Source organism: Enterobacter cloacae complex sp. 418I7, assembly GCF_050030705.1.
In the GTDB taxonomy this organism is placed as follows: Bacteria; Pseudomonadota; Gammaproteobacteria; order Enterobacterales; family Enterobacteriaceae; genus Enterobacter; species Enterobacter intestinihominis.
The window spans coordinates 878,127-899,717 of sequence record NZ_JBLGUU010000001.1 but is presented as its reverse complement, the minus strand read 5'-3'; the positions used below and the strand labels follow the sequence as shown (position 1 = coordinate 899,717).

Here is a 21,591-nt window from a genome sequence, read left to right as displayed (position 1 = left end):
ATCATGAGTTCCTTGAAGGAAGGGAGGAGTGAGTAGCCGCGTGTTCAAACAGCGCGCGGCGGCGCAAAAATGCGGCGGATGGCGGTGCGATCTGTATAACGCTGCGATCGCGATTAATCTCCTGCCAGCGGTGGCAGGCGACCTGACGTCCGCCGTCGATTACCTGATGAATCGGCTCAACCAGACGACATTCATCGCTAACATAGGGGCAACGGGTGTGGAAACGGCAGCCGGAGGGCGGATTAGCCGGGTTCGGTAAATCACCCTGCAACAGCGGCGCATCCCGCGCTACGCCTGGCTGCATTTGCGGCGCAGAGGCAATTAATGCCTGGGTATAAGGATGCAGCGGCGCGTCGAAGATATCGTCGACGGTGGCCAGCTCGACGATTTGCCCAAGATACATCACCGCCACGCGGTCGCTCATATGACGGATAACCGCCAGACCGTGGGCGACGATCACCATCGTTAGCCCCAACTGGTGCTTCAGGCTTTCCAGTAAATTGACCACCTGTGCCTGGACGGAAACATCCAGTGCGGAAACCGGTTCATCGCCCAGCAGCAGCTTTGGGCCTGACGCCAGCGCGCGCGCAATGCCGATACGCTGACGCTGCCCGCCGGAAAATTCGTGCGGATAACGTCCGGCCCAGGCCGCGGGCAAGCCGACCGTCCTGAGCAGCTCGGCGACGTGGTACTGGCGATCCGCTTTTTTCATGTTCTGGTGCAGCCACAGCGGCTCACCGACAATCTGTTCTACCGTCATGCGCGGGTTCAGCGAGGCGAAGGGATCCTGAAAGATGATCTGTAGCTCACGCCGGAGCTGGTTCAGACGTGCGCCTGAGGCGTGGGTGATCTCCTCACCCTGATAAAATACGCGCCCTTCGCTGGCGCCCAGCAGGCGCAGCAGCAGCCGGCCGAGGGTGGATTTCCCGGAACCTGATTCGCCGACAATAGCCAGCGTTTCGCCTGGCAGCACCGACAGTGAAACGCGGTCAACAGCCGTGACAAAGCGGGCCGGCGTAAACAGTTTTTTCGGGCCGGGGAAAAGCTTGCTCAGATCCCGGGCTTCAAGAATGGGCGTGGTCATGCAATTTCTCCCAGGGCAATGTGTTGTTCCAGCGGCACGCGGAAGCAGGCAACCTGATGACCCGTGCCGAGCATAGTGAGCGGTGGTTTTTCAGCATGACAGCGCGTCTGCGCGAAGGGACACCGGGTGGCGAAGCGGCAGCCCTGAGGCATAGATTCCGGCAGCGGGACCGATCCGGGAATGGTGGAAAGCTGGCCCTTGCGTACGCCAAGGGAGGGGATCGAGCCCATCAGGCCAATTGTGTACGGGTGCTGCGGGTCGGCAAATATCGCCTCGACGCTTCCCTGCTCTACTACCTGGCCGGCATACATCACCACCACCTGCTGCGCCACTTCGGCCACCACGCCTAAATCGTGGGTGATCATCAGCACCGCCGTGCCCGTTTCTTCTTTTAAGGTATTGAGCAGAGCGAGAATTTGCGCCTGAATGGTCACGTCCAGAGCGGTAGTGGGTTCGTCAGCGATCAGTAATTTGGGATGGTTTATCAGCGCCATCGCAATCATCACGCGCTGGCGCATACCGCCGGAAAGCTGATGCGGGTAAGCCTTAAGGCGCATCTCTGCGGCCGGGATCTGCACCTTCTCCAGGATCTGTAGCGCAACCGTCATCGCCTCAGCCCGGGAGATCGTTTGATGGCGCATCACCGCTTCACTGAGCTGATCGCCAAGCGTGAAAACCGGGTTGAGCGAGGTCATGGGCTCCTGGAATATCATCGCCAGCTCGCTGCCGCGCAGATTGGCATACTCGCGCGGCGAGAGCTTGCGCAGATCGTGGCGGCGGAAGTGCATCTCCCCGCTGACGATCCTGGCGCTGGCAGGCAATAACCCCATCAGCGCCAGGGAAGTGATGCTTTTACCACAGCCGGACTCGCCCACCAGCGCCAGCGTTTCGCCCGCCCTTACCATCAGCGAGATATCTTCGAGCACACTCACCGGCGAGCCCGCGAATTTAACGTTGAGGTTTTGCAGCCGCAGTACGGGAGTGGAGTCCTTAAAGGGTATCGTCGTCATAGCGTGGAATCGTCCTCAAGGTGGATGGCCTGAATCAGGGCGGTTTGCAGGCTGAGCAGGTGTTCGCGCATGGCGGCCGCAGCTTCATTAGGCTGGCGATGAATAATCGCTGACATGATTTTGTGATGGTGGTCGTTGTAGTTGTCGACACGTTCGGGGGTGCGGGCAAGCTCGCGTAAATACTGCCAGCCGGGCTCCCGGCGGACGGCATCTATCGCATCGAAAAGCCCTAGCATCAGGCGGTTGCCGGCAGCTTCCGCAATGGCGCGGTGAAAGGCGCTATCCCACAGTTCGTTAAGATCGCGGTCATCCGGGCTGACCTTGTCAATGCGTTCCAGCATGCGCTGCATGAGCGCGAGGTTTTCCCTGGTGGCACGCAGTGCCGCAAGTCGGGCTAAGCCGGGTTCGAGCTGTAGTCGAGCTTCCATGACTTCCAGCAGGTTGGTTTGCTGAACCAATCCCTGAAGCGCCAACGGCTCAACAGGGGCAGCCGGACCAATGAAGGTACCTTTGCCCTGCTTGCGCCAGATCCGCCCTTCTTCTTCCAGCACGTCCAGCGCGCGACGCACTTCGCGTCGTCCTACGCCGAGTGTTTCCGATAGCTCACGTTCAGTGGGCAGCGGAGTGCCTGGTGTTGACTCGTGCTGGTTGATAAGCCCGCGCAACTGGTCAAGCGCGGTGCTGGAATTTGCTAAAACCCGTGAAGGTTTTTCCATATTGGTTCGCTCGCTTTCATCATGACTTTATTTTTATTAACGATAAGTTATTGATATGACGGACTACTTATCGTGCTAATGATTAAGCAATAAGCGAACCAATAGCGCATTGGTTCAGATCTTTTCTGAAAAATGATCGGTAACCGAATGATTTCTTATGAATTATTTTTACATAATTATTACATAACTAAGTGAGGTTCGGAGAGGGGATGGGCAAACAATGCACAAAAGCAGTGCAAATAACGCACTAAAACCGTGCAAATGTTAATAAATTGCACTGATTATATTAACTTTTTGTTAACGAAAATAAGAAGAGAGTTAAGCGAGTGTAGGGAGTATAAAACGACGAAAGCCTGAATCATTTCTGATTCAGGCTTTCTGAATAGTGGCGGAACGGACGGGACTCGAACCCGCGACCCCCTGCGTGACAGGCAGGTATTCTAACCGACTGAACTACCGCTCCACTGTTCCCGCTTGGGGAACGAGGCGAATATTACGGTCTGCCTCGTAACTCGTCAACGCTTTTTCTCAGGTTTTGAATCGTTTGCTGCAAAAATCACCCAAACGGTGATTTAACAAACGTTTCCGCCTTTTTTCACCCACGCCACAGACAGCTTCCGCCCTTCTTCTGAACTAAATCGAGGCGAGATTCGTGGTTCATCAGCTCTTCATCACTGGCTAAAACAACCCGCAGGCGATTAGCCTGGCGCACGACACGCTGAATGCCGCCTTCATCCCGCGTCTGCTGGGATTCATTTTCCATACTGAATTTTATCGACGTTTGCCCGCCGGTCATGGTCAGGTAAACATCGGCCAGGATCTGGGCATCGAGCAATGCGCCGTGCAGGGTTCGCTTGGTGTTGTCTATCTCATAGCGAGAGCACAGGGCATCAAGGCTGTTACGCTTGCCGGGAAACATCTTCCTTGCCAGCGCCAGGCTATCCGTGACTTTACAGAACGTATTGGTCTTTGGAATATCGCGGTTGAGCTTGCTGAACTCATAGTCCATAAAGCCGATATCGAACGACGCGTTATGAATGACAAGTTCCGCACCTCTGATGTAGTCGAGAAATTCATCCGCGACATCGGCGAAGGTGGGCTTATCCAGCAAAAACTCATCGGCAATCCCGTGAACGCCGAACGCTTCCGGATCCACCAGCCGATCGGGTTTGAGGTAAACGTGGAAGTTGTTGCCCGTAAGACGGCGGTTCACCACTTCAACGGCACCAATCTCAATGATTTTGTGCCCTTCGTAGTGGGCGCCAATCTGGTTCATACCGGTGGTTTCGGTATCAAGAACAATCTGGCGAGTAATTGCAGTGCTCATAGCGGTCATTTATGTCAGACTTATCGTTTTACTGAACGTTTCAAATACAGGAAGTCTACCAGAGATGCGTAAACAGGTAGAAATTTTCACCGATGGATCTTGTCTCGGTAACCCAGGGCCCGGCGGCTATGGCGCCATTATGCGCTATCGCCAGCATGAAAAAACATTTAGTGAAGGCTATTTCCTGACCACCAACAACCGCATGGAGTTGATGGCGGCCATCGTGGCGCTGGAAGCCTTAAAAGAACATTGTGACGTGGTGCTGAGTACCGACAGCCAGTATGTTCGCCAGGGCATTACCCAATGGATCCACAACTGGAAAAAGCGCGGCTGGAAAACGGCAGAGAAAAAACCCGTCAAGAATGTCGATCTCTGGAAGCGTCTTGATGCCGCCCTCGGTCAGCACGAAATCAAATGGGAGTGGGTAAAGGGGCACGCCGGTCACCCTGAAAACGAACGCTGTGACGAGCTGGCTCGCGCGGCGGCATCAAACCCAACCCATGAGGATGCAGGTTATCAACCTGAATCCTGATCACGGTTTTTTGTACTGCCGCGTGGCACCCACGGTCTGGCGGATCCGCGTTTTTGATTTGCTTTGCTTCATTGGGTTGAGCGTAAGTGGGATCGTCCTCTTACGCGCGACAATAAATTGCATGCAGCCCAGCGCGGGTAAATGGGTGCTTAATAAGACCCCGCCTTTACGCGTCCAGGGGATGACCTGAAAACCCCCGTAGCTCAGCACTTCGAAATTTAACAGTGAAAGCCAGTCCAGCTGGCGCATCATGGTAAACATCCGGCTGTTATATGGCGGCGTGCGGCGCAGAACGGGCGTCAGTTTACGTAGCCCGATCAGACTCAGCGGATTAAAACCGCTCAGGATCAGCCAGCCGTCATCAATCAAAACGCGGTCGGCTTCCCGCAGCAGACGATGGGGATCGCTGCACCAGGGCAGCGTGTGAGCGAGCAGACAGGCATCAATGGATTTTTCCGCAAACGGCAAATGCAGCGGATCAGCCTTCACCTGAACCGGGGAGCCATTAAGCGATACGCTAACCTGATGCGAGATAGCGCAGCTTTCGGTATTGATTTCTGCGCTCAGATTGCCAATCTTAAGCAGGTGAAAACCATACATTTTCGCGAGCCAGGGTTTAAGCTGAAGTTCTAAGGCCTCGCGATAATATTCACCCCAGGGCAACTCTGCCCAACGTTCCGGTGGTGCGACAGTCTGAGGTATCCTTGCCGGTTTCATCAAAACACCCGCCACGCTATAAGAGGTAATGCATGAATCTTATCAGTATTTCCGCCTTTCAGGACAATTACATCTGGGTTTTAGTCGATGACGATCGCAGATGCATCATTGTTGATCCCGGCGAATCCGTACCGATCCTGCACGCGATAGAAGAAAACGACTGGCAGCCTGAAGCGATCCTCCTTACCCATCACCATCACGATCATGTCGGCGGTGTTCCCGATCTCCTTGCGCGCTATCCCCATATTCCCGTCTACGGACCAGCAGAGACACAGGGTAAGGGTACGACGCAAGTTGTCGAAGAAGGCGAAAGTATCTTCATACTCGGGTGCGAGTTTTCCGTATTTGCTACGCCAGGTCACACTTCCGGTCATCTCTGTTTCTACAGCAAACCTTATCTTTTTTGTGGCGACACGCTGTTTTCCGGCGGCTGTGGAAGGCTGTTTGAAGGCACGCCAGAACAGATGTATCAATCTTTACAAAAAATTAATGCGCTGCCAGCCGACACCGTAATTTGTTGCGCACATGAGTATACATTAGGGAATATGAAGTTTGCTGCAAGCGTACTACCAGAGGATCGGGCGATTCAGGATTATTACCAGAAAGTGAAGGAGTTACGTGCAAAAAACCAAAAAACACTCCCCGTAATTCTGAAAAATGAGCGACAAATAAATTTATTTTTAAGAACTAATGACGTTGATTTAATTAATAAAATTAATCAAGAAACAAATTTGTTACAACCTGAAGCGCGATTTGCATGGTTAAGGTCAAAGAAAGATAACTTCAGATAATTGCGGGTTGCCTTTTCAAAATTTCGCCGTTATCATCGCTCGTCTTTTAAGCAACTATTGACACACACATGAAGGCAAAAGCGATATTACTCGCCTCTGTCCTGCTTGTAGGTTGCCAGTCACAAAACGGCAGCAACGTACAACAGCACGCACAGAGCCTTTCTGCGGCTGGTCAAGGGGAAGCAGGGAAGTTTACGAGTCAGGCGCGATGGTTGGACGATGGGACATCCTTCGCGCAGGAACAAGACTTGTGGGCCTCTATTGGCGACGAGCTAAAGATGGGAATTCCGGAAAACAGCCGGATTCGCGAACAGAAACAGAAGTATTTGAGAAATAAGAGCTATCTCCACGATGTAACATTACGGGCAGAGCCGTATATGTACTGGATAGCAGGGCAAGTTAAGAAACGTAACATGCCTATGGAACTGGTACTACTACCCATAGTGGAGAGCGCTTTTGACCCGCACGCGACGTCTGGCGCCAATGCAGCAGGCATCTGGCAGATCATTCCGAGCACAGGGCGAAATTATGGTTTAAAGCAGACCCGCAACTACGATGCGCGTCGTGATGTTGTCGCTTCAACGACAGCCGCTCTCGACATGATGCAACGTCTGAACAAGATGTTTGACGGCGACTGGTTATTGACTGTCGCGGCGTATAACAGTGGTGAAGGTCGTGTACTGAAGGCAATGAAAGCGAATAAAGCGCGTGGAAAATCCACAGACTTCTGGTCGCTCTCACTGCCACAGGAAACAAAGATTTACGTACCGAAAATGCTGGCACTGAGTGACATTCTCAAGAACAGCAAACGTTACGGTGTACAACTGCCAACACCAGACGAAAGTCGTGCACTGGCGCGTGTCCGCCTCAGCAGCCCTGTTGATATTCAACAGGTTGCCGATATGACGGGTATGTCGGTAAGTAAGCTTAAAACCTTTAATGCAGGTGTTAAAGGCTCCACGCTGGGTGCAAGCGGCCCGCGCTATGTGATGGTTCCGCAGAAACACGCGGAGCAGTTACGTGAGTCTTTAGCTTCGGGTGAAATTGCAGCCGTTCAGTCTACGCTGATTGCTGATACGTCGCCTGTAAGCAGCCGCAGCTATAAGGTGCGTTCAGGTGATACGCTTTCAGGTATTGCATCACGTCTTGGCGTGAATACGAAAGATCTCCAGCAGTGGAATAATCTGCGCGGATCCGGTCTGAAAGTGGGTCAAACGCTGACCGTAGGTGCAGGTAGCAGCGCACAGCGTCTCGCTAAAAACAGCGATAGCATTACCTATCGCGTACGTAAAGGCGACTCGCTGTCCAGTATTGCTAAGCGTCACGGCGTAAACATCAAAGATGTGATGCGCTGGAACAACGATACTGACAACCTGCAACCTGGCGACCAGCTGACGTTGTTTGTGAAAAACAGCGCTACGCCAGATTCCTGATAGTACGATCGCTTATTAAAAAGGCACCGATTCCCCTCGGTGCCTTTTTTGTTTATCCCGCTTTTTGCGCTTCAGCCATAATGGTGTCGCTGGTAAACGAACCATCGTCATGCAGTTCAAAGTACGCCTTGACGTCAGCAGAGGCACTCTCCTGATACAATCGGATCGCCTGAGTTAATGCCTCCGGTGTGCGCATCCGTGCAATCCATGACGTGAACTCCAGCGACAAACGGTCGGTTATCAATGAGCGTGAAATCAAGCCAGCTTCGGTGATAAACGTAAGCCACTCTCCACTGGAGTAGTTTTGCACGTGCGAGGTATCACGCAGCGCTTCAACCGTCTGGAGCCAGATATTCCGTACCGGATGCCCGGGAGACATCACGTCCATGATGATGAATATTCCGCCCGGTTTGAGCACGCGTTTCACTTCCCGTAATGCCTGCCCCACATCATGCCAGTGGTGTGCAGAGTAACGGCTAATCACAACCTCAAAGGATGCAACCTCAAAGGGTAAAGATTCAGCGTAGCCCTGGCGCGTCGTGACGTTATTCAGCCCTTTCGCTTTCGCCGCTTCAGCAACCACATCCAGCATCTGGCTCGATAAGTCATACGCCGTCACCTGAGCAACCTGCTGTGCGGCGGTAAAACTGGCGTGCCCCGCTCCGCAGCCTAAGTCCAGCACGTGCGCGTCAGGAAACGCGGCGAGCCGTTCGCCGAGACGTACCAGATCGCGGCCAGAGGCATGTACGGCACTGCTCAGGTAGGCACTTGCCTGAGAACCAAACTGTTTTTCGACGTTGTCATGATGGGAGTGTGTTGTTGTCATGTTGCTGTCCTTTTATGGGTTAAAAAATAAAGGGCAGCACCCGCACAGGCCTGCCCCACGGCAGACCTGACGCACCATTATTTATCAGGTTTGCCGGGACTGAATTCGACTAGTAGAGGATTATGATCGGAGGCGCGCGTCACCAGAACGGAGGCGTCGTGCACGCTTAAACCCCGATAGAAGACAAAATCGAGAGGACGACCAAACGCTTTCTTGCGCTGGTCATCGTTAAAACGAACTTCACGCAGCGACATTTCACGCGCGAAGCGGTACAACGCGTTCATACGCGGACGGCTCCAGGCATTGAAGTCCCCGGCCATAATGATCGGCCCACTGTGATGAGCAATCTGATCGCCGATGGGAAGTAACTGCTTACTGTACACATCAACACCCAGGCTGAAGTTCACCGCATGAATGTTTACCACCATCAGCAGACGGGTGTCGGGCAACGGATAGACCGTGACCAGCGCTGATTTTGCCAGACGCAGGATCGGCTCACGTTCACGCAGCGGGCAGCAATAGACCGGATGTGCGGCTGAAAGGGTCATCACCCCGGAAGGATGCTGTGGCAGAACAAAGGCAGGCACCTGATCGGCTGCAAGATAGTTCGTCGTTGCAAACCTGACCAGTTCAGGCGTGGTTTGCGCCTCCTGTAACAGAACCAGATGCGCATCTTTACCAAAATTTTGAAGTACGGATAACCACTCCGCACGCTGTTGCTTAAAGATGTTCCACACCAGTACGCGAATTTTTTCGTCACTGCTTAATGGAGTGCCCGCTGGTAATGCCTGGCTAAGGCTCGCAAACGACCCCGGAGGCAAGATCCTCTCCGCAGGCATTCCGGCAACATAACGCATGGCATAGGTATTTTTTCGCACTTTTGGAAACGGCCTCTGTAACATGAACCAGCCCGGAAAACGGACTGGTTCTAATGTTATAGGGATTTTAGGTCACACTTTCAACGCAATTACTGAGAAACCGCTTTCCAGTTTTGTAAGCAAGCACTTACTGATACTTATCCAAGTGCAACGCGAGCGGGTTTATCAAGCCGTCCACTGAGACCAATAAGGAGGAAAGCGATAAGCACAATTACCGCACCAATCCATGGCGTTTGGGTTAATCCAACATGTTCAACCACCAGCCCACCGATAACCGAACCGAGTGCGATACCGATATTAAATGCGGCGATATTCAGCCCAGATGCGACATCCACCGCATTAGGCGTATAACGTTCGGCTTTCTGCACAACATATACCTGCAATCCCGGCACATTACCAAAAGCGAATATCCCCATAACCAACACCGTTACCAGCGCGGCGTATTGCATCGATGCGGTGAACTGGAAAATCATCAGCAGGGCAACCAGGGCGGCGAAGATGAATTTCAGCGCCGGTACCGCACCATGCTTATCCGCAAGCTTGCCGCCCCAGATATTGCCGATTGCGACGGAGATACCGTAGCCCAGTAAAATCCAGCTCACCGCGCCCGGAGAAAAACCAGCCAGTTCCTGCATCATCGGTGCAAGGAAGGTGAACGCAGTGAACACACCTCCATAACCCAGGGCCGTAACGGCATAGATCAGCAGCAGGCGCGGGTGTGTCAGAACTTTAACCTGATCGCTCAGGCTGGCGCTCGCGCGTCCCGGAATACTGGAGGGCACCAGCAGCAGGCTGGCTACCAGAGCAATCACGCCCAACAGCGATACCGCGAGGAAGGTTTCACGCCAGCCAAAATGTTGTCCGATAAACGTTCCTAACGGCACGCCGGTGACCAGCGCGACGGTTAAGCCACCAAACATAATCGCAATGGCTGACGCCGCTTTCTCTTTTGGCACCAGGCTGGTTGCAATCGTGGAACCGATGGAGAAGAAGACACCGTGCGCGAGGCCTGTCAGCAGGCGGGCAATGACCAGCGTGGAGTAATCCGGTGACTGCCACGCCAGAATATTGCCAGCGGTGAAGAGCACCATCAGGGCCACTAACAGTTGTTTACGTGGAAAGCGTCCAGTCAGTGCGGTCAGCACAGGCGCCCCAACAGCGACGCCTAACGCGTAAATAGATACCAGCAGCCCGGCAGAAGGCAGCGAGATAGCGAGTTGTTCAGCAATGGTAGGAACAAGTCCTACAATAACAAATTCGGTCGTGCCAATTGCGAAGGCACTGATCGTCAGGGCAAGAAGCGCCAGTGGCATAAAATACTCCGTCTCTTCAGGATTAAGATGACAGGCAGTATGCGCCAGTGTTTAAATAACAAAAATGGTTAGAATCTCAATAGAATTTTGCAGGTGATGCAATAATGAAAGCCACATCGGAAGAACTGACTGTCTTCGTTGCCGTTGTTGAAAGCGGCAGCTTCAGCCGTGCTGCCGAACAGCTCGGGCAGGCGAACTCCGCCATCAGCCGCTCGGTGAAAAAGCTGGAGATGAAGCTCGGGGTGAGTCTGCTCAACAGAACAACGCGGCAGCTCAGCCTGACGGAAGAAGGTGAACGTTATTTTCGACGCGTGCAGTCCGTTTTGCAGGAGATGGCGGCAGCAGAAACGGAAATCATGGAATCTCGCAGCACGCCGCGTGGGCTGCTGCGCATAGATGCGGCGACGCCGGTCGTGCTGCATTTCCTGATGCCGTTGATTAAACCCTTCCGCGAACGCTACCCGGAGATGACCCTGTCTCTGGTCTCCTCTGAGACGTTCATTAACCTGATTGAGCGTAAAGTTGACGTGGCGATCCGCGCGGGAACCCTGACGGATTCAAGTTTACGCGCTCGCCCTCTGTTCACCAGCTACCGCAAAATTATCGCGTCACCGCAATATATTGCAGAGCATGGCAAACCTGAGACCGTTGAGGAGCTGAAGCAGCACCTGTGTCTGGGCTTTACGGAGCCTGTCTCGCTGAACACCTGGCCCGTGGCCTGTCATGACGGACAACTTCATGAGATCACCTGCGGACTTTCGTCTAATAGCGGGGAAACGCTGAAACAGCTATGTCTTGAAGGAAACGGGATCGCCTGTTTATCAGACTATATGATTGATAAGGAAATTGCCGCGGGCCAGCTAGTTGAGCTAATGGCTGACAAACGCTTACCTGTAGAGATGCCTTTTAGCGCGGTGTATTACAGTGACAGAGCAGTAAGTACGCGCATACGCGCATTTATCGACTTCCTTAGTGAGCATATAAAAACAGCTCCCGGAGGAGCTGTATGAGGGTTTAAAGGCACAGAGGGAGGGTTTTTACTAATCCCAGTTAGGTGCTAACCCTTCGGGGCTGACCAGACGATCGTTGCATTCCAGTGCAGCGATCGCTTTTTTGTCTTCATCATCGAGCTGAAGATCCCACGCTAACAGGTTACTTGCCAGGTTTTCACGTTTGGTTGAAGACGGGATCACGGCATATCCTTCACCTATCGCCCATGCCAGGATCACCTGTGCAGCTGTTGCATTGTGTTTTTCAGCGATGCGTGCAATCACTTCATCTTTCAGGGCCTTACCATATGCCAGCGTCATGTACGAGGTGATGTGAATGCCATGCTGTTTCGCCCAGTCCACAACTTTGCGGTTTTGCAGGTAAGGAGAGAGTTCAATCTGGTTAGTAGCAATATTCTCTTTACCCACTGCGGCAATGGCTTTTTCCATCAATGGGATAGTGAAATTCGAGATACCAATTTCACGCGTCAAGCCCTGCTCTTTTGCTTCCAGCAGCGCCTGCATGAACTCCTCTACAGAGACGGCATCGCCAGGTGATGGCCAGTGGATCAGCGTCAGATCAACATAGTCAGTACGCAGCTTTTTCAGACTTTCCTTCAGGCTTAGGATCAGTTTGTCTTTGCTGAGGTTCTCAATCCAGATTTTGGTGGTGATGAAAAGCTCATGGCGCGGTACGCCGCTCTCCTCGATAGCCTGACCTACGGCAGCTTCGTTGTCATAAATCTGCGCCGTATCAATAGCGCGATAGCCCAACTCGAGTGCGGTTTTAACAGATGCGATAACAACGTCGTCCTTCAGGCGAAAAGTGCCCAGACCCAGTGCAGGGATAGTCATATCATTCCTCAATCGTTATGTTCGTAAACTGAGGAGGATTATCGCTGTGGTTGTTATATCGAAAAAGATCGTAAAATGCAGAGGATTTTTGCTAATTTCGCAATAGTAAAACGACAGATAAGAAAAAAGCCCTGAGCGTTAGCTCAGGGCTTTTAATAAGTGGCGGAACGGACGGGACTCGAACCCGCGACCCCCTGCGTGACAGGCAGGTATTCTAACCGACTGAACTACCGCTCCACCGAATACTTCTGTAACCACCGGATTAATGCACCGGCTTACTACTTAATTTGATGCCTGGCAGTTCCCTACTCTCACATGGGGAGACCCCACACTACCATCGGCGCTACGGCGTTTCACTTCTGAGTTCGGCATGGGGTCAGGTGGGACCACCGCGCTAAAGCCGCCAGGCAAATTCTGTTAATCTGTATCAGGCTGAAAATCGTGTCTGTCTCTCGTTCGCCAAAACAGCTTCGGCGTTGTAAGGTTAAGCCTCACGGTTCATTAGTATCGGTTAGCTCAACGCATCGCTGCGCTTACACACCCGACCTATCAACGTCGTAGTCTTCAACGTTCCTTCAGGAGACTTAAAGTCTCAGGGAGAACTCATCTCGGGGCAAGTTTCGTGCTTAGATGCTTTCAGCACTTATCTCTTCCGCATTTAGCTACCGGGCAGTGCCATTGGCATGACAACCCGAACACCAGTGATGCGTCCACTCCGGTCCTCTCGTACTAGGAGCAGCCCCCCTCAATTCTCCAGCGCCCACGGCAGATAGGGACCGAACTGTCTCACGACGTTCTAAACCCAGCTCGCGTACCACTTTAAATGGCGAACAGCCATACCCTTGGGACCTACTTCAGCCCCAGGATGTGATGAGCCGACATCGAGGTGCCAAACACCGCCGTCGATATGAACTCTTGGGCGGTATCAGCCTGTTATCCCCGGAGTACCTTTTATCCGTTGAGCGATGGCCCTTCCATTCAGAACCACCGGATCACTATGACCTGCTTTCGCACCTGCTCGCGCCGTCACGCTCGCAGTCAAGCTGGCTTATGCCATTGCACTAACCTCCTGATGTCCGACCAGGATTAGCCAACCTTCGTGCTCCTCCGTTACTCTTTGGGAGGAGACCGCCCCAGTCAAACTACCCACCAGACACTGTCCGCAACCCGGATTACGGGTCTACGTTAGAACACCAGCCATTAAAGGGTGGTATTTCAAGGTTGGCTCCACGCAGACTGGCGTCCACGCTTCAAAGCCTCCCACCTATCCTACACATCAAGGACCAGTGTTCAGTGTCAAGCTATAGTAAAGGTTCACGGGGTCTTTCCGTCTTGCCGCGGGTACACTGCATCTTCACAGCGAGTTCAATTTCACTGAGTCTCGGGTGGAGACAGCCTGGCCATCATTACGCCATTCGTGCAGGTCGGAACTTACCCGACAAGGAATTTCGCTACCTTAGGACCGTTATAGTTACGGCCGCCGTTTACCGGGGCTTCGATCAAGAGCTTCGCGTTGCCGCTAACCCCATCAATTAACCTTCCGGCACCGGGCAGGCGTCACACCGTATACGTCCACTTTCGTGTTTGCACAGTGCTGTGTTTTTAATAAACAGTTGCAGCCAGCTGGTATCTTCGACTGATTTCAGCTCCGTCCGCAGGGACTTCACCTACCTATCAGCGTGCCTTCTCCCGAAGTTACGGCACCATTTTGCCTAGTTCCTTCACCCGAGTTCTCTCAAGCGCCTTGGTATTCTCTACCTGACCACCTGTGTCGGTTTGGGGTACGATTTCGTGTTACCTGATGCTTAGAGGCTTTTCCTGGAAGCAGGGCATTTATCACTTCAGCACCGTAGTGCCTCGTCATCACACCTCAGCGTTAATAAGGTACCGGATTTACCTGGAACCTCCGCCTACATGCTTAAACCGGGACAACCGTCGCCCGGCTGACATAGCCTTCTCCGTCCCCCCTTCGCAGTAACACCAAGTACAGGAATATTAACCTGTTTCCCATCGACTACGCCTTTCGGCCTCGCCTTAGGGGTCGACTCACCCTGCCCCGATTAACGTTGGACAGGAACCCTTGGTCTTCCGGCGAGCGGGCTTTTCACCCGCTTTATCGTTACTTATGTCAGCATTCGCACTTCTGATACCTCCAGCACCCCTCACAGGACACCTTCAACGGCTTACAGAACGCTCCCCTACCCAACAACGCATAAGCGTCGCTGCCGCAGCTTCGGTGCATGGTTTAGCCCCGTTACATCTTCCGCGCAGGCCGACTCGACCAGTGAGCTATTACGCTTTCTTTAAATGATGGCTGCTTCTAAGCCAACATCCTGGCTGTCTGTGCCTTCCCACATCGTTTCCCACTTAACCATGACTTTGGGACCTTAGCTGGCGGTCTGGGTTGTTTCCCTCTTCACGACGGACGTTAGCACCCGCCGTGTGTCTCCCGTGATAACATTCTTCGGTATTCGTAGTTTGCATCGGGTTGGTAAGCCGGGATGGCCCCCTAGCCGAAACAGTGCTCTACCCCCGAAGATGAGTTCACGAGGCGCTACCTAAATAGCTTTCGGGGAGAACCAGCTATCTCCCGGTTTGATTGGCCTTTCACCCCCAGCCACAGGTCATCCGCTAATTTTTCAACATTAGTCGGTTCGGTCCTCCAGTTAGTGTTACCCAACCTTCAACCTGCCCATGGCTAGATCACCGGGTTTCGGGTCTATACCCTGCAACTTAACGCCCAGTTAAGACTCGGTTTCCCTTCGGCTCCCCTATACGGTTAACCTTGCTACAGAATATAAGTCGCTGACCCATTATACAAAAGGTACGCAGTCACCCCATAAAGAGGCTCCCACTGCTTGTACGTACACGGTTTCAGGTTCTTTTTCACTCCCCTCGCCGGGGTTCTTTTCGCCTTTCCCTCACGGTACTGGTTCACTATCGGTCAGTCAGGAGTATTTAGCCTTGGAGGATGGTCCCCCCATATTCAGACAGGATACCACGTGTCCCGCCCTACTCTTCGAGTTCACAGCATGTGTGCTTTCGTGTACGGGACTATCACCCTGTACCGTCGGACTTTCCAGACCGTTCCACTAACACACAAGCTGATTCAGACTCCGGGCTGCTCCCCGTTCGCTCGCCGCTACTGGGGGAATCTCGGTTGATTTCTTTTCCTCGGGGTACTTAGATGTTTCAGTTCCCCCGGTTCGCCTCGTTAACCTATGTATTCAGTTAACGATAGTGCAACGGATTGCACTGGGTTTCCCCATTCGGACATCGCCGGGTCAAAGGTTCATATCACCTCGCCGGCGCTTTTCGCAGATTAGCACGTCCTTCATCGCCTCTGACTGCCAGGGCATCCACCGTGTACGCTTAGTCGCTTAACCTCACAACCCGAAGATGTTTCACTTCTGATTGCGAAAATTTGAGAGACTCGAACACACATGAGCTGTGTGTCGTTTCAATTTTCAGCTTGATCCAGATTTTTAAAGAGCAAAACTTCGCAGTGCACCTTTTCAGGTTCACTCTGAAGTTTTCTTGTGTTCGCAGTAAAGGATGGTGGAGCTATGCGGGATCGAACCGCAGACCTCCTGCGTGCAAGGCAGGCGCTCTCCCAGCTGAGCTATAGCCCCATCGTTTGTAATCTCTGTACCGCTCATCCTTTAAAAGGAGTTTGGTAGGCCTGAGTGGACTTGAACCACCGACCTCACCCTTATCAGGGGTGCGCTCTAACCACCTGAGCTACAAGCCTGCAGAGATTTTTTACTGCTGTTTTTCATCAGACAATCTGTGTGAGCACTGCAAAGGCAGGTTCTTTAAGGTAAGGAGGTGATCCAACCGCAGGTTCCCCTACGGTTACCTTGTTACGACTTCACCCCAGTCATGAATCACAAAGTGGTAAGCGCCCTCCCGAAGGTTAAGCTACCTACTTCTTTTGCAACCCACTCCCATGGTGTGACGGGCGGTGTGTACAAGGCCCGGGAACGTATTCACCGTGGCATTCTGATCCACGATTACTAGCGATTCCGACTTCATGGAGTCGAGTTGCAGACTCCAATCCGGACTACGACGCACTTTATGAGGTCCGCTTGCTCTCGCGAGGTCGCTTCTCTTTGTATGCGCCATTGTAGCACGTGTGTAGCCCTACTCGTAAGGGCCATGATGACTTGACGTCATCCCCACCTTCCTCCAGTTTATCACTGGCAGTCTCCTTTGAGTTCCCGGCCTAACCGCTGGCAACAAAGGATAAGGGTTGCGCTCGTTGCGGGACTTAACCCAACATTTCACAACACGAGCTGACGACAGCCATGCAGCACCTGTCTCAGAGTTCCCGAAGGCACCAATCCATCTCTGGAAAGTTCTCTGGATGTCAAGAGTAGGTAAGGTTCTTCGCGTTGCATCGAATTAAACCACATGCTCCACCGCTTGTGCGGGCCCCCGTCAATTCATTTGAGTTTTAACCTTGCGGCCGTACTCCCCAGGCGGTCGACTTAACGCGTTAGCTCCGGAAGCCACGCCTCAAGGGCACAACCTCCAAGTCGACATCGTTTACGGCGTGGACTACCAGGGTATCTAATCCTGTTTGCTCCCCACGCTTTCGCACCTGAGCGTCAGTCTTTGTCCAGGGGGCCGCCTTCGCCACCGGTATTCCTCCAGATCTCTACGCATTTCACCGCTACACCTGGAATTCTACCCCCCTCTACAAGACTCTAGCCTGCCAGTTTCGAATGCAGTTCCCAGGTTGAGCCCGGGGATTTCACATCCGACTTGACAGACCGCCTGCGTGCGCTTTACGCCCAGTAATTCCGATTAACGCTTGCACCCTCCGTATTACCGCGGCTGCTGGCACGGAGTTAGCCGGTGCTTCTTCTGCGGGTAACGTCAATCGACAGGGTTATTAACCCTGTCGCCTTCCTCCCCGCTGAAAGTACTTTACAACCCGAAGGCCTTCTTCATACACGCGGCATGGCTGCATCAGGCTTGCGCCCATTGTGCAATATTCCCCACTGCTGCCTCCCGTAGGAGTCTGGACCGTGTCTCAGTTCCAGTGTGGCTGGTCATCCTCTCAGACCAGCTAGGGATCGTCGCCTAGGTGAGCCGTTACCCCACCTACTAGCTAATCCCATCTGGGCACATCCGATGGCAAGAGGCCCGAAGGTCCCCCTCTTTGGTCTTGCGACGTTATGCGGTATTAGCTACCGTTTCCAGTAGTTATCCCCCTCCATCAGGCAGTTTCCCAGACATTACTCACCCGTCCGCCACTCGTCAGCAAAGCAGCAAGCTGCTTCCTGTTACCGTTCGACTTGCATGTGTTAGGCCTGCCGCCAGCGTTCAATCTGAGCCATGATCAAACTCTTCAATTTAAAAGTTTGATGCTCAATGAATTAAACTTCGTAATGAATTACGTGTTCACTCGTTGAGACTTGGTATTCATTTAGTGTCCGAGGACATTAAGAATCCATGTCACTTTGAGTGCCCACACAGATTGTCTGATAAATTGTTAAAGAGCAGTTGCGACGCGCTTCAGCGCTCTGTCGCGAGGTGGCGTATATTACGCTTTCCTCTTTCAGAGTCAACCCGTTATTTCAGGATTTTTTCTCTTCAACCGACCGGGTAGTCTGTGAAGTGATTCACATCCGCCGTGTCGATGGAGGCGCATTATAGGGAGCCGCCGAGGAATGACAAGCGGAAAAATGCATTTTTATTTCAACCGCTCACCTTTTCACCAAAACGTCTATTTTTGGTGCTTTTTAATCTCTTTTGGCAGATCTGCCAGACTAGTTATCACCCAGTCAGCTGCATTTTCTGCTTCTGGGGTGACTGGTTTACCGGTCCGCACTAATACTTTGGTTCCCACACCTGCCGCCGCCGCTGCCTGCATATCCTCCAGTTTATCGCCCACCATAAAAGACGCGGCCATATCAATGTGCAGGAATTCCTGTGCAGAGATAAACATGCCCGGGTGTGGCTTACGGCAATCACATGTCTGACGATACGCTTCAACTGTTCCCTGTGGATGATGCGGACAATAATAGATGCCATCAAGATCGACGCCACGATCGGCCAGAGACCAGTCCATCCATTCCGTCAGCGTCTCGAACTGCGCTTCGGAGAATTTACCCCGGGCGATACCGGACTGATTAGTTACCACCACCAGCGCATAGCCCATCTCTTTCAGCTGGCGCATGGCATCTATTACGCCCTCGATAAATTCGAACTCATCAATCTCATGGACGTAACCGTGATCCACATTAATTGTGCCGTCACGATCGAGAAAAATTGCGGGTACAGATTTTGCCACCGGTTTGCTCCTGAAAAAGGCTTGTTCAGCTAGTATCTCATGAATCGCAGCGCAATAAAGTGCTCATCGCACAGAGGTGGATTGATTTAGACGTCTGGATGCCTTAACATCCATTTTGTTTACGGTCATTCCCCGTATCTGGCAGAAGAAAATGCCACGGCTAACTTACATACGATAAAAATAATCTAATGATTAAACTTTCCAATATCACCAAAGTGTTCCAGCAGGGGAACCGAACCATTCAGGCGCTGAACAACGTCAGCCTGCATGTGCCTGCTGGTCAGATTTATGGCGTCATTGGCGCATCGGGTGCGGGTAAAAGTACGCTGATCCGGTGTGTTAACCTGCTTGAGCGCCCGACCCAGGGCAGCGTAGAAGTTGGCGGCCAGGAGCTTACCGCTCTCTCAGAAAAAGAACTCACCAAAGCGCGTCGCCAGATTGGCATGATTTTCCAGCACTTTAACCTGCTGGCCTCACGCACGGTTTTTGGAAACGTGGCGTTGCCGCTGGAGCTGGATAACACACCAAAAGAAGAGGTTACCCGACGCGTCACCGAACTGCTGGATCTGGTTGGGCTGGGTGATAAGCATGACAGCTACCCGGCCAACCTCTCAGGCGGGCAAAAGCAGCGTGTAGCAATCGCTCGCGCGCTGGCAAGCAACCCAAAAGTGCTGCTGTGTGATGAAGCCACCAGCGCGTTAGATCCGGCCACCACGCGTTCTATCCTGGAACTGCTGAAAGACATTAACCGTCGTCTGGGCCTGACTATCCTCCTTATTACGCACGAAATGGACGTGGTGAAGCGTATCTGTGACTGCGTCGCCGTCATCAGCAACGGTGAGCTGATTGAGCAGGACACGGTCAGCGAAGTCTTCTCGCACCCGAAAACGCCTCTGGCTCAGCAGTTCATTCAGTCCACACTGCATCTGGATATTCCGGAAGATTATCTGGAACGTTTAAAAACAGACGCAACGCCTGACAGCGTCCCGATGCTGCGCATGGAGTTCACGGGCCAGTCCGTTGACGCACCGCTGCTGTCCGAAACCGCGCGTCGCTTTAACGTGAATAACAACATTATTAGCGCGCAGATGGACTACGCCGGTGGCGTGAAGTTCGGCATTATGCTGACGGAAATGCACGGCACACAGGAAGAAACCCAGGCGGCAATTGCCTGGCTGCAAGAACATCACGTAAAAGTAGAGGTACTGGGTTATGTCTGAGCCGATGATGTGGCTACTGGTTCGCGGCGTTTGGGAAACGCTGGCAATGACCTTCGTATCGGGCTTCTTTGGTTTTGTGATTGGGCTGCCGGTCGGCGTGCTGCTGTACGTTACGCGCCCGGGTCAAATTATTGAAAACGCGAAGCTGTATCGCACGCTCTCTGCGCTGGTGAACATTTTCCGGTCTATTCCGTTCATTATTCTGCTGGTGTGGATGATTCCGTTTACGCGCGTGATCGTCGGGACGTCGATTGGTTTGCAGGCAGCTATTGTCCCGCTGACCGTAGGCGCGGCACCGTTTATCGCCCGTATGGTGGAAAACGCCCTGCTGGAAATCCCAACCGGCCTGATCGAAGCTTCCCGCGCTATGGGTGCGACGCCAATGCAGATCGTTCGCAAAGTTCTGCTGCCAGAGGCACTGCCTGGGCTGGTGAACGCAGCAACCATCACGCTTATCACCCTGGTCGGTTATTCCGCAATGGGCGGCGCCGTAGGTGCTGGCGGTTTAGGCCAGATTGGATATCAGTACGGCTATATTGGCTATAACGCTACCGTAATGAATACCGTTCTGGTATTGCTGGTTGTGCTGGTTTACTTAATTCAATTCTCTGGCGATCGTATCGTCCGGGCTGTTACGCATAAATAACGTTACAAACAACACAAACTCGACGAGTTAAGGATATAACATGGCGTTTAAATTTAAGACCTTTGCAGCAGTAGGCGCACTGATTGGTTCGCTGGCACTGGTGGGTTGCGGTCAGGACGAAAAAGATCCGAACCACATCAAAGTAGGCGTTATCGTCGGTGCAGAGCAGCAGGTTGCTGAGGCCGCGCAGAAAATCGCGAAAGAAAAATATGGCCTGGACGTTGAGCTGGTGACCTTCAACGATTACGTTCTGCCGAACGAAGCGCTGAGCAAAGGCGACATTGACGCTAACGCCTTCCAGCATAAACCGTACCTGGATCAACAGATCAAAGATCGCGGCTACAAGCTGGTTGCTGTCGGTAACACCTTCGTTTACCCGATTGCCGGTTATTCCAAGAAAATTAAATCTCTGGATGAACTCCAGCCGGGTTCACAGGTTGCCGTCCCTAACGACCCAACCAACCTTGGCCGTTCGCTGCTTCTGCTCCAGAAAGTGGGCCTGATTAAACTGAAAGAAGGCGTTGGCCTGTTGCCGACCGTTCTGGACGTGACCGAAAACCCGAAAAATCTGAAAATTGTTGAGCTGGAAGCCCCTCAGCTGCCACGTTCTCTGGACGATGCACAGATCGCGCTGGCCGTTATCAACACCACTTACGCCAGCCAGATCGGTTTGACCCCTGCGAAAGATGGCATCTTTGTTGAAGACAAAGATTCCCCGTACGTCAACCTGATCGTGACTCGCGAAGACAACAAGGACGCGGAAAACGTGAAGAAATTCCTGCAGGCATATCAGTCTGAAGAAGTTTACCAGGAAGCCAATAAGGTGTTTAACGGCGGCGCGGTTAAAGGCTGGTAATCTCACCTCAGTGTAATATCATCAAGACGGGCATTTGCCCGTCTTGTCATTTGTGCGGTCAACTGCTTCAATATCTGACGTTTTGATTATCCACTGA

17 protein-coding genes, 4 tRNA genes and 3 rRNA genes are annotated in these 21,591 nt (G+C 52.7%); 7 read left to right on the top strand and 17 right to left on the bottom strand.

Annotated elements, in window-relative coordinates:
• Window position 1: 1 nt before the first annotated feature.
• The 5 genes from ACQG0S_RS04270 to dnaQ all read right to left on the bottom strand — a co-directional run bounded on the left by ACQG0S_RS04270 (window position 2) and on the right by dnaQ (window position 4,137).
• On the bottom strand, window positions 2–1,084 hold the full coding sequence (locus ACQG0S_RS04270) for an ABC transporter ATP-binding protein (RefSeq protein WP_048966292.1): 1,083 nt from the start codon (window positions 1,082–1,084) through the stop codon (window positions 2–4).
• Complete coding sequence (locus ACQG0S_RS04265) at window positions 1,081–2,094, bottom strand: ABC transporter ATP-binding protein (protein ID WP_048966291.1); 1,014 nt, start codon at window positions 2,092–2,094, stop codon at window positions 1,081–1,083. The genes ACQG0S_RS04270 and ACQG0S_RS04265 overlap by 4 nt, the downstream gene beginning before the upstream one ends.
• Window positions 2,091–2,810, bottom strand: a complete 720-nt coding sequence (locus tag ACQG0S_RS04260) for a FadR/GntR family transcriptional regulator (protein ID WP_022647132.1) — start codon at window positions 2,808–2,810, stop codon at window positions 2,091–2,093. Before ACQG0S_RS04260 ends, ACQG0S_RS04265 begins: the two co-directional genes overlap by 4 nt.
• A gap of 386 nt (window positions 2,811–3,196) precedes the next feature.
• Window positions 3,197–3,273: transfer RNA gene (locus tag ACQG0S_RS04255), tRNA-Asp, on the bottom strand.
• A gap of 132 nt (window positions 3,274–3,405) precedes the next feature.
• Window positions 3,406–4,137, bottom strand: a complete 732-nt coding sequence (dnaQ, locus tag ACQG0S_RS04250; protein WP_072201000.1) for a DNA polymerase III subunit epsilon — start codon at window positions 4,135–4,137, stop codon at window positions 3,406–3,408.
• Here dnaQ and rnhA point away from each other — a divergent pair.
• A complete protein-coding gene (gene rnhA, locus ACQG0S_RS04245) occupies window positions 4,091–4,669 on the top strand; it encodes a ribonuclease HI (protein ID WP_160840538.1) in 579 nt (192 codons plus the stop codon). The genes dnaQ and rnhA overlap by 47 nt on opposite strands.
• On the opposite strand, the gene ACQG0S_RS04240 is transcribed toward rnhA, so the two are convergent.
• Window positions 4,670–5,386: a class I SAM-dependent methyltransferase gene (locus ACQG0S_RS04240; RefSeq protein WP_023305478.1), complete on the bottom strand. Its 717-nt coding sequence runs from the start codon at window positions 5,384–5,386 to the stop codon at window positions 4,670–4,672.
• A gap of 32 nt (window positions 5,387–5,418) precedes the next feature.
• On the opposite strand from ACQG0S_RS04240, the gene gloB reads away from it, so the two are divergent.
• Together gloB and mltD are read left to right on the top strand one after the other, a co-directional pair.
• Window positions 5,419–6,177, top strand: coding sequence for a hydroxyacylglutathione hydrolase (gene gloB, locus ACQG0S_RS04235; RefSeq protein WP_048966289.1), 759 nt, complete (start codon window positions 5,419–5,421; stop codon window positions 6,175–6,177).
• A gap of 68 nt (window positions 6,178–6,245) precedes the next feature.
• The gene (mltD, locus tag ACQG0S_RS04230) at window positions 6,246–7,610 is read left to right on the top strand and encodes a murein transglycosylase D (protein ID WP_022647128.1); all 1,365 of its coding nucleotides are present in this window, start codon (window positions 6,246–6,248) and stop codon (window positions 7,608–7,610) included.
• Between the two features lie 52 nt (window positions 7,611–7,662).
• Here mltD and ACQG0S_RS04225 read toward each other — a convergent pair whose 3' ends face one another.
• From ACQG0S_RS04225 to ACQG0S_RS04215, 3 genes are all read right to left on the bottom strand, one after another.
• A complete protein-coding gene (locus ACQG0S_RS04225; protein WP_048966288.1) occupies window positions 7,663–8,436 on the bottom strand; it encodes a class I SAM-dependent methyltransferase in 774 nt (257 codons plus the stop codon).
• 77 nt (window positions 8,437–8,513) lie between these two features.
• Complete coding sequence (locus ACQG0S_RS04220; protein ID WP_032621812.1) at window positions 8,514–9,314, bottom strand: endonuclease/exonuclease/phosphatase family protein; 801 nt, start codon at window positions 9,312–9,314, stop codon at window positions 8,514–8,516.
• 137 nt (window positions 9,315–9,451) lie between these two features.
• Window positions 9,452–10,627 carry an MFS transporter gene (locus ACQG0S_RS04215; protein ID WP_048966287.1) on the bottom strand — a complete coding sequence of 392 codons (1,176 nt, stop codon included), beginning with the start codon at window positions 10,625–10,627 and terminating at the stop codon, window positions 9,452–9,454.
• Between the two features lie 104 nt (window positions 10,628–10,731).
• On the opposite strand from ACQG0S_RS04215, the gene yafC reads away from it, so the two are divergent.
• The gene (gene yafC, locus ACQG0S_RS04210) at window positions 10,732–11,637 is read left to right on the top strand and encodes a DNA-binding transcriptional regulator YafC (protein ID WP_022647124.1); all 906 of its coding nucleotides are present in this window, start codon (window positions 10,732–10,734) and stop codon (window positions 11,635–11,637) included.
• 30 nt (window positions 11,638–11,667) lie between these two features.
• On the opposite strand, the gene dkgB is transcribed toward yafC, so the two are convergent.
• The 8 genes from dkgB to gmhB all read right to left on the bottom strand — a co-directional run bounded on the left by dkgB (window position 11,668) and on the right by gmhB (window position 18,772).
• Window positions 11,668–12,471 (bottom strand): 2,5-didehydrogluconate reductase DkgB, encoded by an 804-nt coding sequence (gene dkgB / locus ACQG0S_RS04205; protein WP_048966286.1) that lies wholly within the window; start codon window positions 12,469–12,471, stop codon window positions 11,668–11,670.
• A 160-nt stretch (window positions 12,472–12,631) separates the two neighbouring features.
• A tRNA-Asp gene (locus ACQG0S_RS04200) sits at window positions 12,632–12,708 on the bottom strand.
• Window positions 12,709–12,763: 55 nt separating this feature from the next.
• Window positions 12,764–12,879, bottom strand: a 5S ribosomal RNA gene (gene rrf / locus ACQG0S_RS04195).
• Window positions 12,880–12,951: 72 nt separating this feature from the next.
• Window positions 12,952–15,857: ribosomal RNA gene (locus ACQG0S_RS04190) — 23S ribosomal RNA — on the bottom strand.
• A 170-nt stretch (window positions 15,858–16,027) separates the two neighbouring features.
• A tRNA-Ala gene (locus ACQG0S_RS04185) sits at window positions 16,028–16,103 on the bottom strand.
• A gap of 42 nt (window positions 16,104–16,145) precedes the next feature.
• Window positions 16,146–16,222 (bottom strand) — tRNA-Ile (locus ACQG0S_RS04180).
• Window positions 16,223–16,292: 70 nt separating this feature from the next.
• Window positions 16,293–17,834: ribosomal RNA gene (locus tag ACQG0S_RS04175) — 16S ribosomal RNA — on the bottom strand.
• Together the 16S, 23S and 5S rRNA genes with 3 tRNA genes alongside form the textbook arrangement of a ribosomal RNA operon.
• A 371-nt stretch (window positions 17,835–18,205) precedes the next feature.
• Complete coding sequence (gene gmhB, locus ACQG0S_RS04170) at window positions 18,206–18,772, bottom strand: D-glycero-beta-D-manno-heptose 1,7-bisphosphate 7-phosphatase (protein ID WP_048965728.1); 567 nt, start codon at window positions 18,770–18,772, stop codon at window positions 18,206–18,208.
• 188 nt (window positions 18,773–18,960) lie between these two features.
• Here gmhB and metN point away from each other — a divergent pair, with 188 nt between their 5' ends.
• The 3 genes from metN to metQ are packed head-to-tail and all read left to right on the top strand — an operon-like array spanning window position 18,961 to window position 21,494.
• Entirely contained in the window at window positions 18,961–19,992 is a 1,032-nt protein-coding gene (gene metN / locus ACQG0S_RS04165; RefSeq protein WP_006810022.1) for a methionine ABC transporter ATP-binding protein MetN, read from the top strand.
• Entirely contained in the window at window positions 19,985–20,638 is a 654-nt protein-coding gene (locus ACQG0S_RS04160) for a methionine ABC transporter permease MetI (RefSeq protein WP_003856130.1), read from the top strand. Before metN ends, ACQG0S_RS04160 begins: the two co-directional genes overlap by 8 nt.
• Before the next feature lie 40 nt (window positions 20,639–20,678).
• A complete protein-coding gene (gene metQ, locus ACQG0S_RS04155; protein WP_006810023.1) occupies window positions 20,679–21,494 on the top strand; it encodes a methionine ABC transporter substrate-binding lipoprotein MetQ in 816 nt (271 codons plus the stop codon).
• The last annotated feature ends 97 nt before the right edge of the window (window positions 21,495–21,591 follow it).

What these genes read in the sequence shown, in the direction of transcription:
- ACQG0S_RS04270 (WP_048966292.1), bottom strand. Translation starts at nt 1,084, where the DNA reads ATGACCACGCCCATTCTTGAAGCCCGGGATCTGAGCAAGCTTTTCCCC.
- ACQG0S_RS04265 (WP_048966291.1), bottom strand. Translation starts at nt 2,094, where the DNA reads ATGACGACGATACCCTTTAAGGACTCCACTCCCGTACTGCGGCTGCAA.
- ACQG0S_RS04260 (WP_022647132.1), bottom strand. Translation starts at nt 2,810, where the DNA reads ATGGAAAAACCTTCACGGGTTTTAGCAAATTCCAGCACCGCGCTTGAC.
- dnaQ (WP_072201000.1), bottom strand. Translation starts at nt 4,137, where the DNA reads ATGAGCACTGCAATTACTCGCCAGATTGTTCTTGATACCGAAACCACC.
- ACQG0S_RS04240 (WP_023305478.1), bottom strand. Translation starts at nt 5,386, where the DNA reads ATGAAACCGGCAAGGATACCTCAGACTGTCGCACCACCGGAACGTTGG.
- gloB (WP_048966289.1), top strand. Translation starts at nt 5,419, where the DNA reads ATGAATCTTATCAGTATTTCCGCCTTTCAGGACAATTACATCTGGGTT.
- mltD (WP_022647128.1), top strand. Translation starts at nt 6,246, where the DNA reads ATGAAGGCAAAAGCGATATTACTCGCCTCTGTCCTGCTTGTAGGTTGC.
- ACQG0S_RS04225 (WP_048966288.1), bottom strand. Translation starts at nt 8,436, where the DNA reads ATGACAACAACACACTCCCATCATGACAACGTCGAAAAACAGTTTGGT.
- ACQG0S_RS04215 (WP_048966287.1), bottom strand. Translation starts at nt 10,627, where the DNA reads ATGCCACTGGCGCTTCTTGCCCTGACGATCAGTGCCTTCGCAATTGGC.
- yafC (WP_022647124.1), top strand. Translation starts at nt 10,732, where the DNA reads ATGAAAGCCACATCGGAAGAACTGACTGTCTTCGTTGCCGTTGTTGAA.
- dkgB (WP_048966286.1), bottom strand. Translation starts at nt 12,471, where the DNA reads ATGACTATCCCTGCACTGGGTCTGGGCACTTTTCGCCTGAAGGACGAC.
- metN (WP_006810022.1), top strand. Translation starts at nt 18,961, where the DNA reads ATGATTAAACTTTCCAATATCACCAAAGTGTTCCAGCAGGGGAACCGA.
- ACQG0S_RS04160 (WP_003856130.1), top strand. Translation starts at nt 19,985, where the DNA reads ATGTCTGAGCCGATGATGTGGCTACTGGTTCGCGGCGTTTGGGAAACG.
- metQ (WP_006810023.1), top strand. Translation starts at nt 20,679, where the DNA reads ATGGCGTTTAAATTTAAGACCTTTGCAGCAGTAGGCGCACTGATTGGT.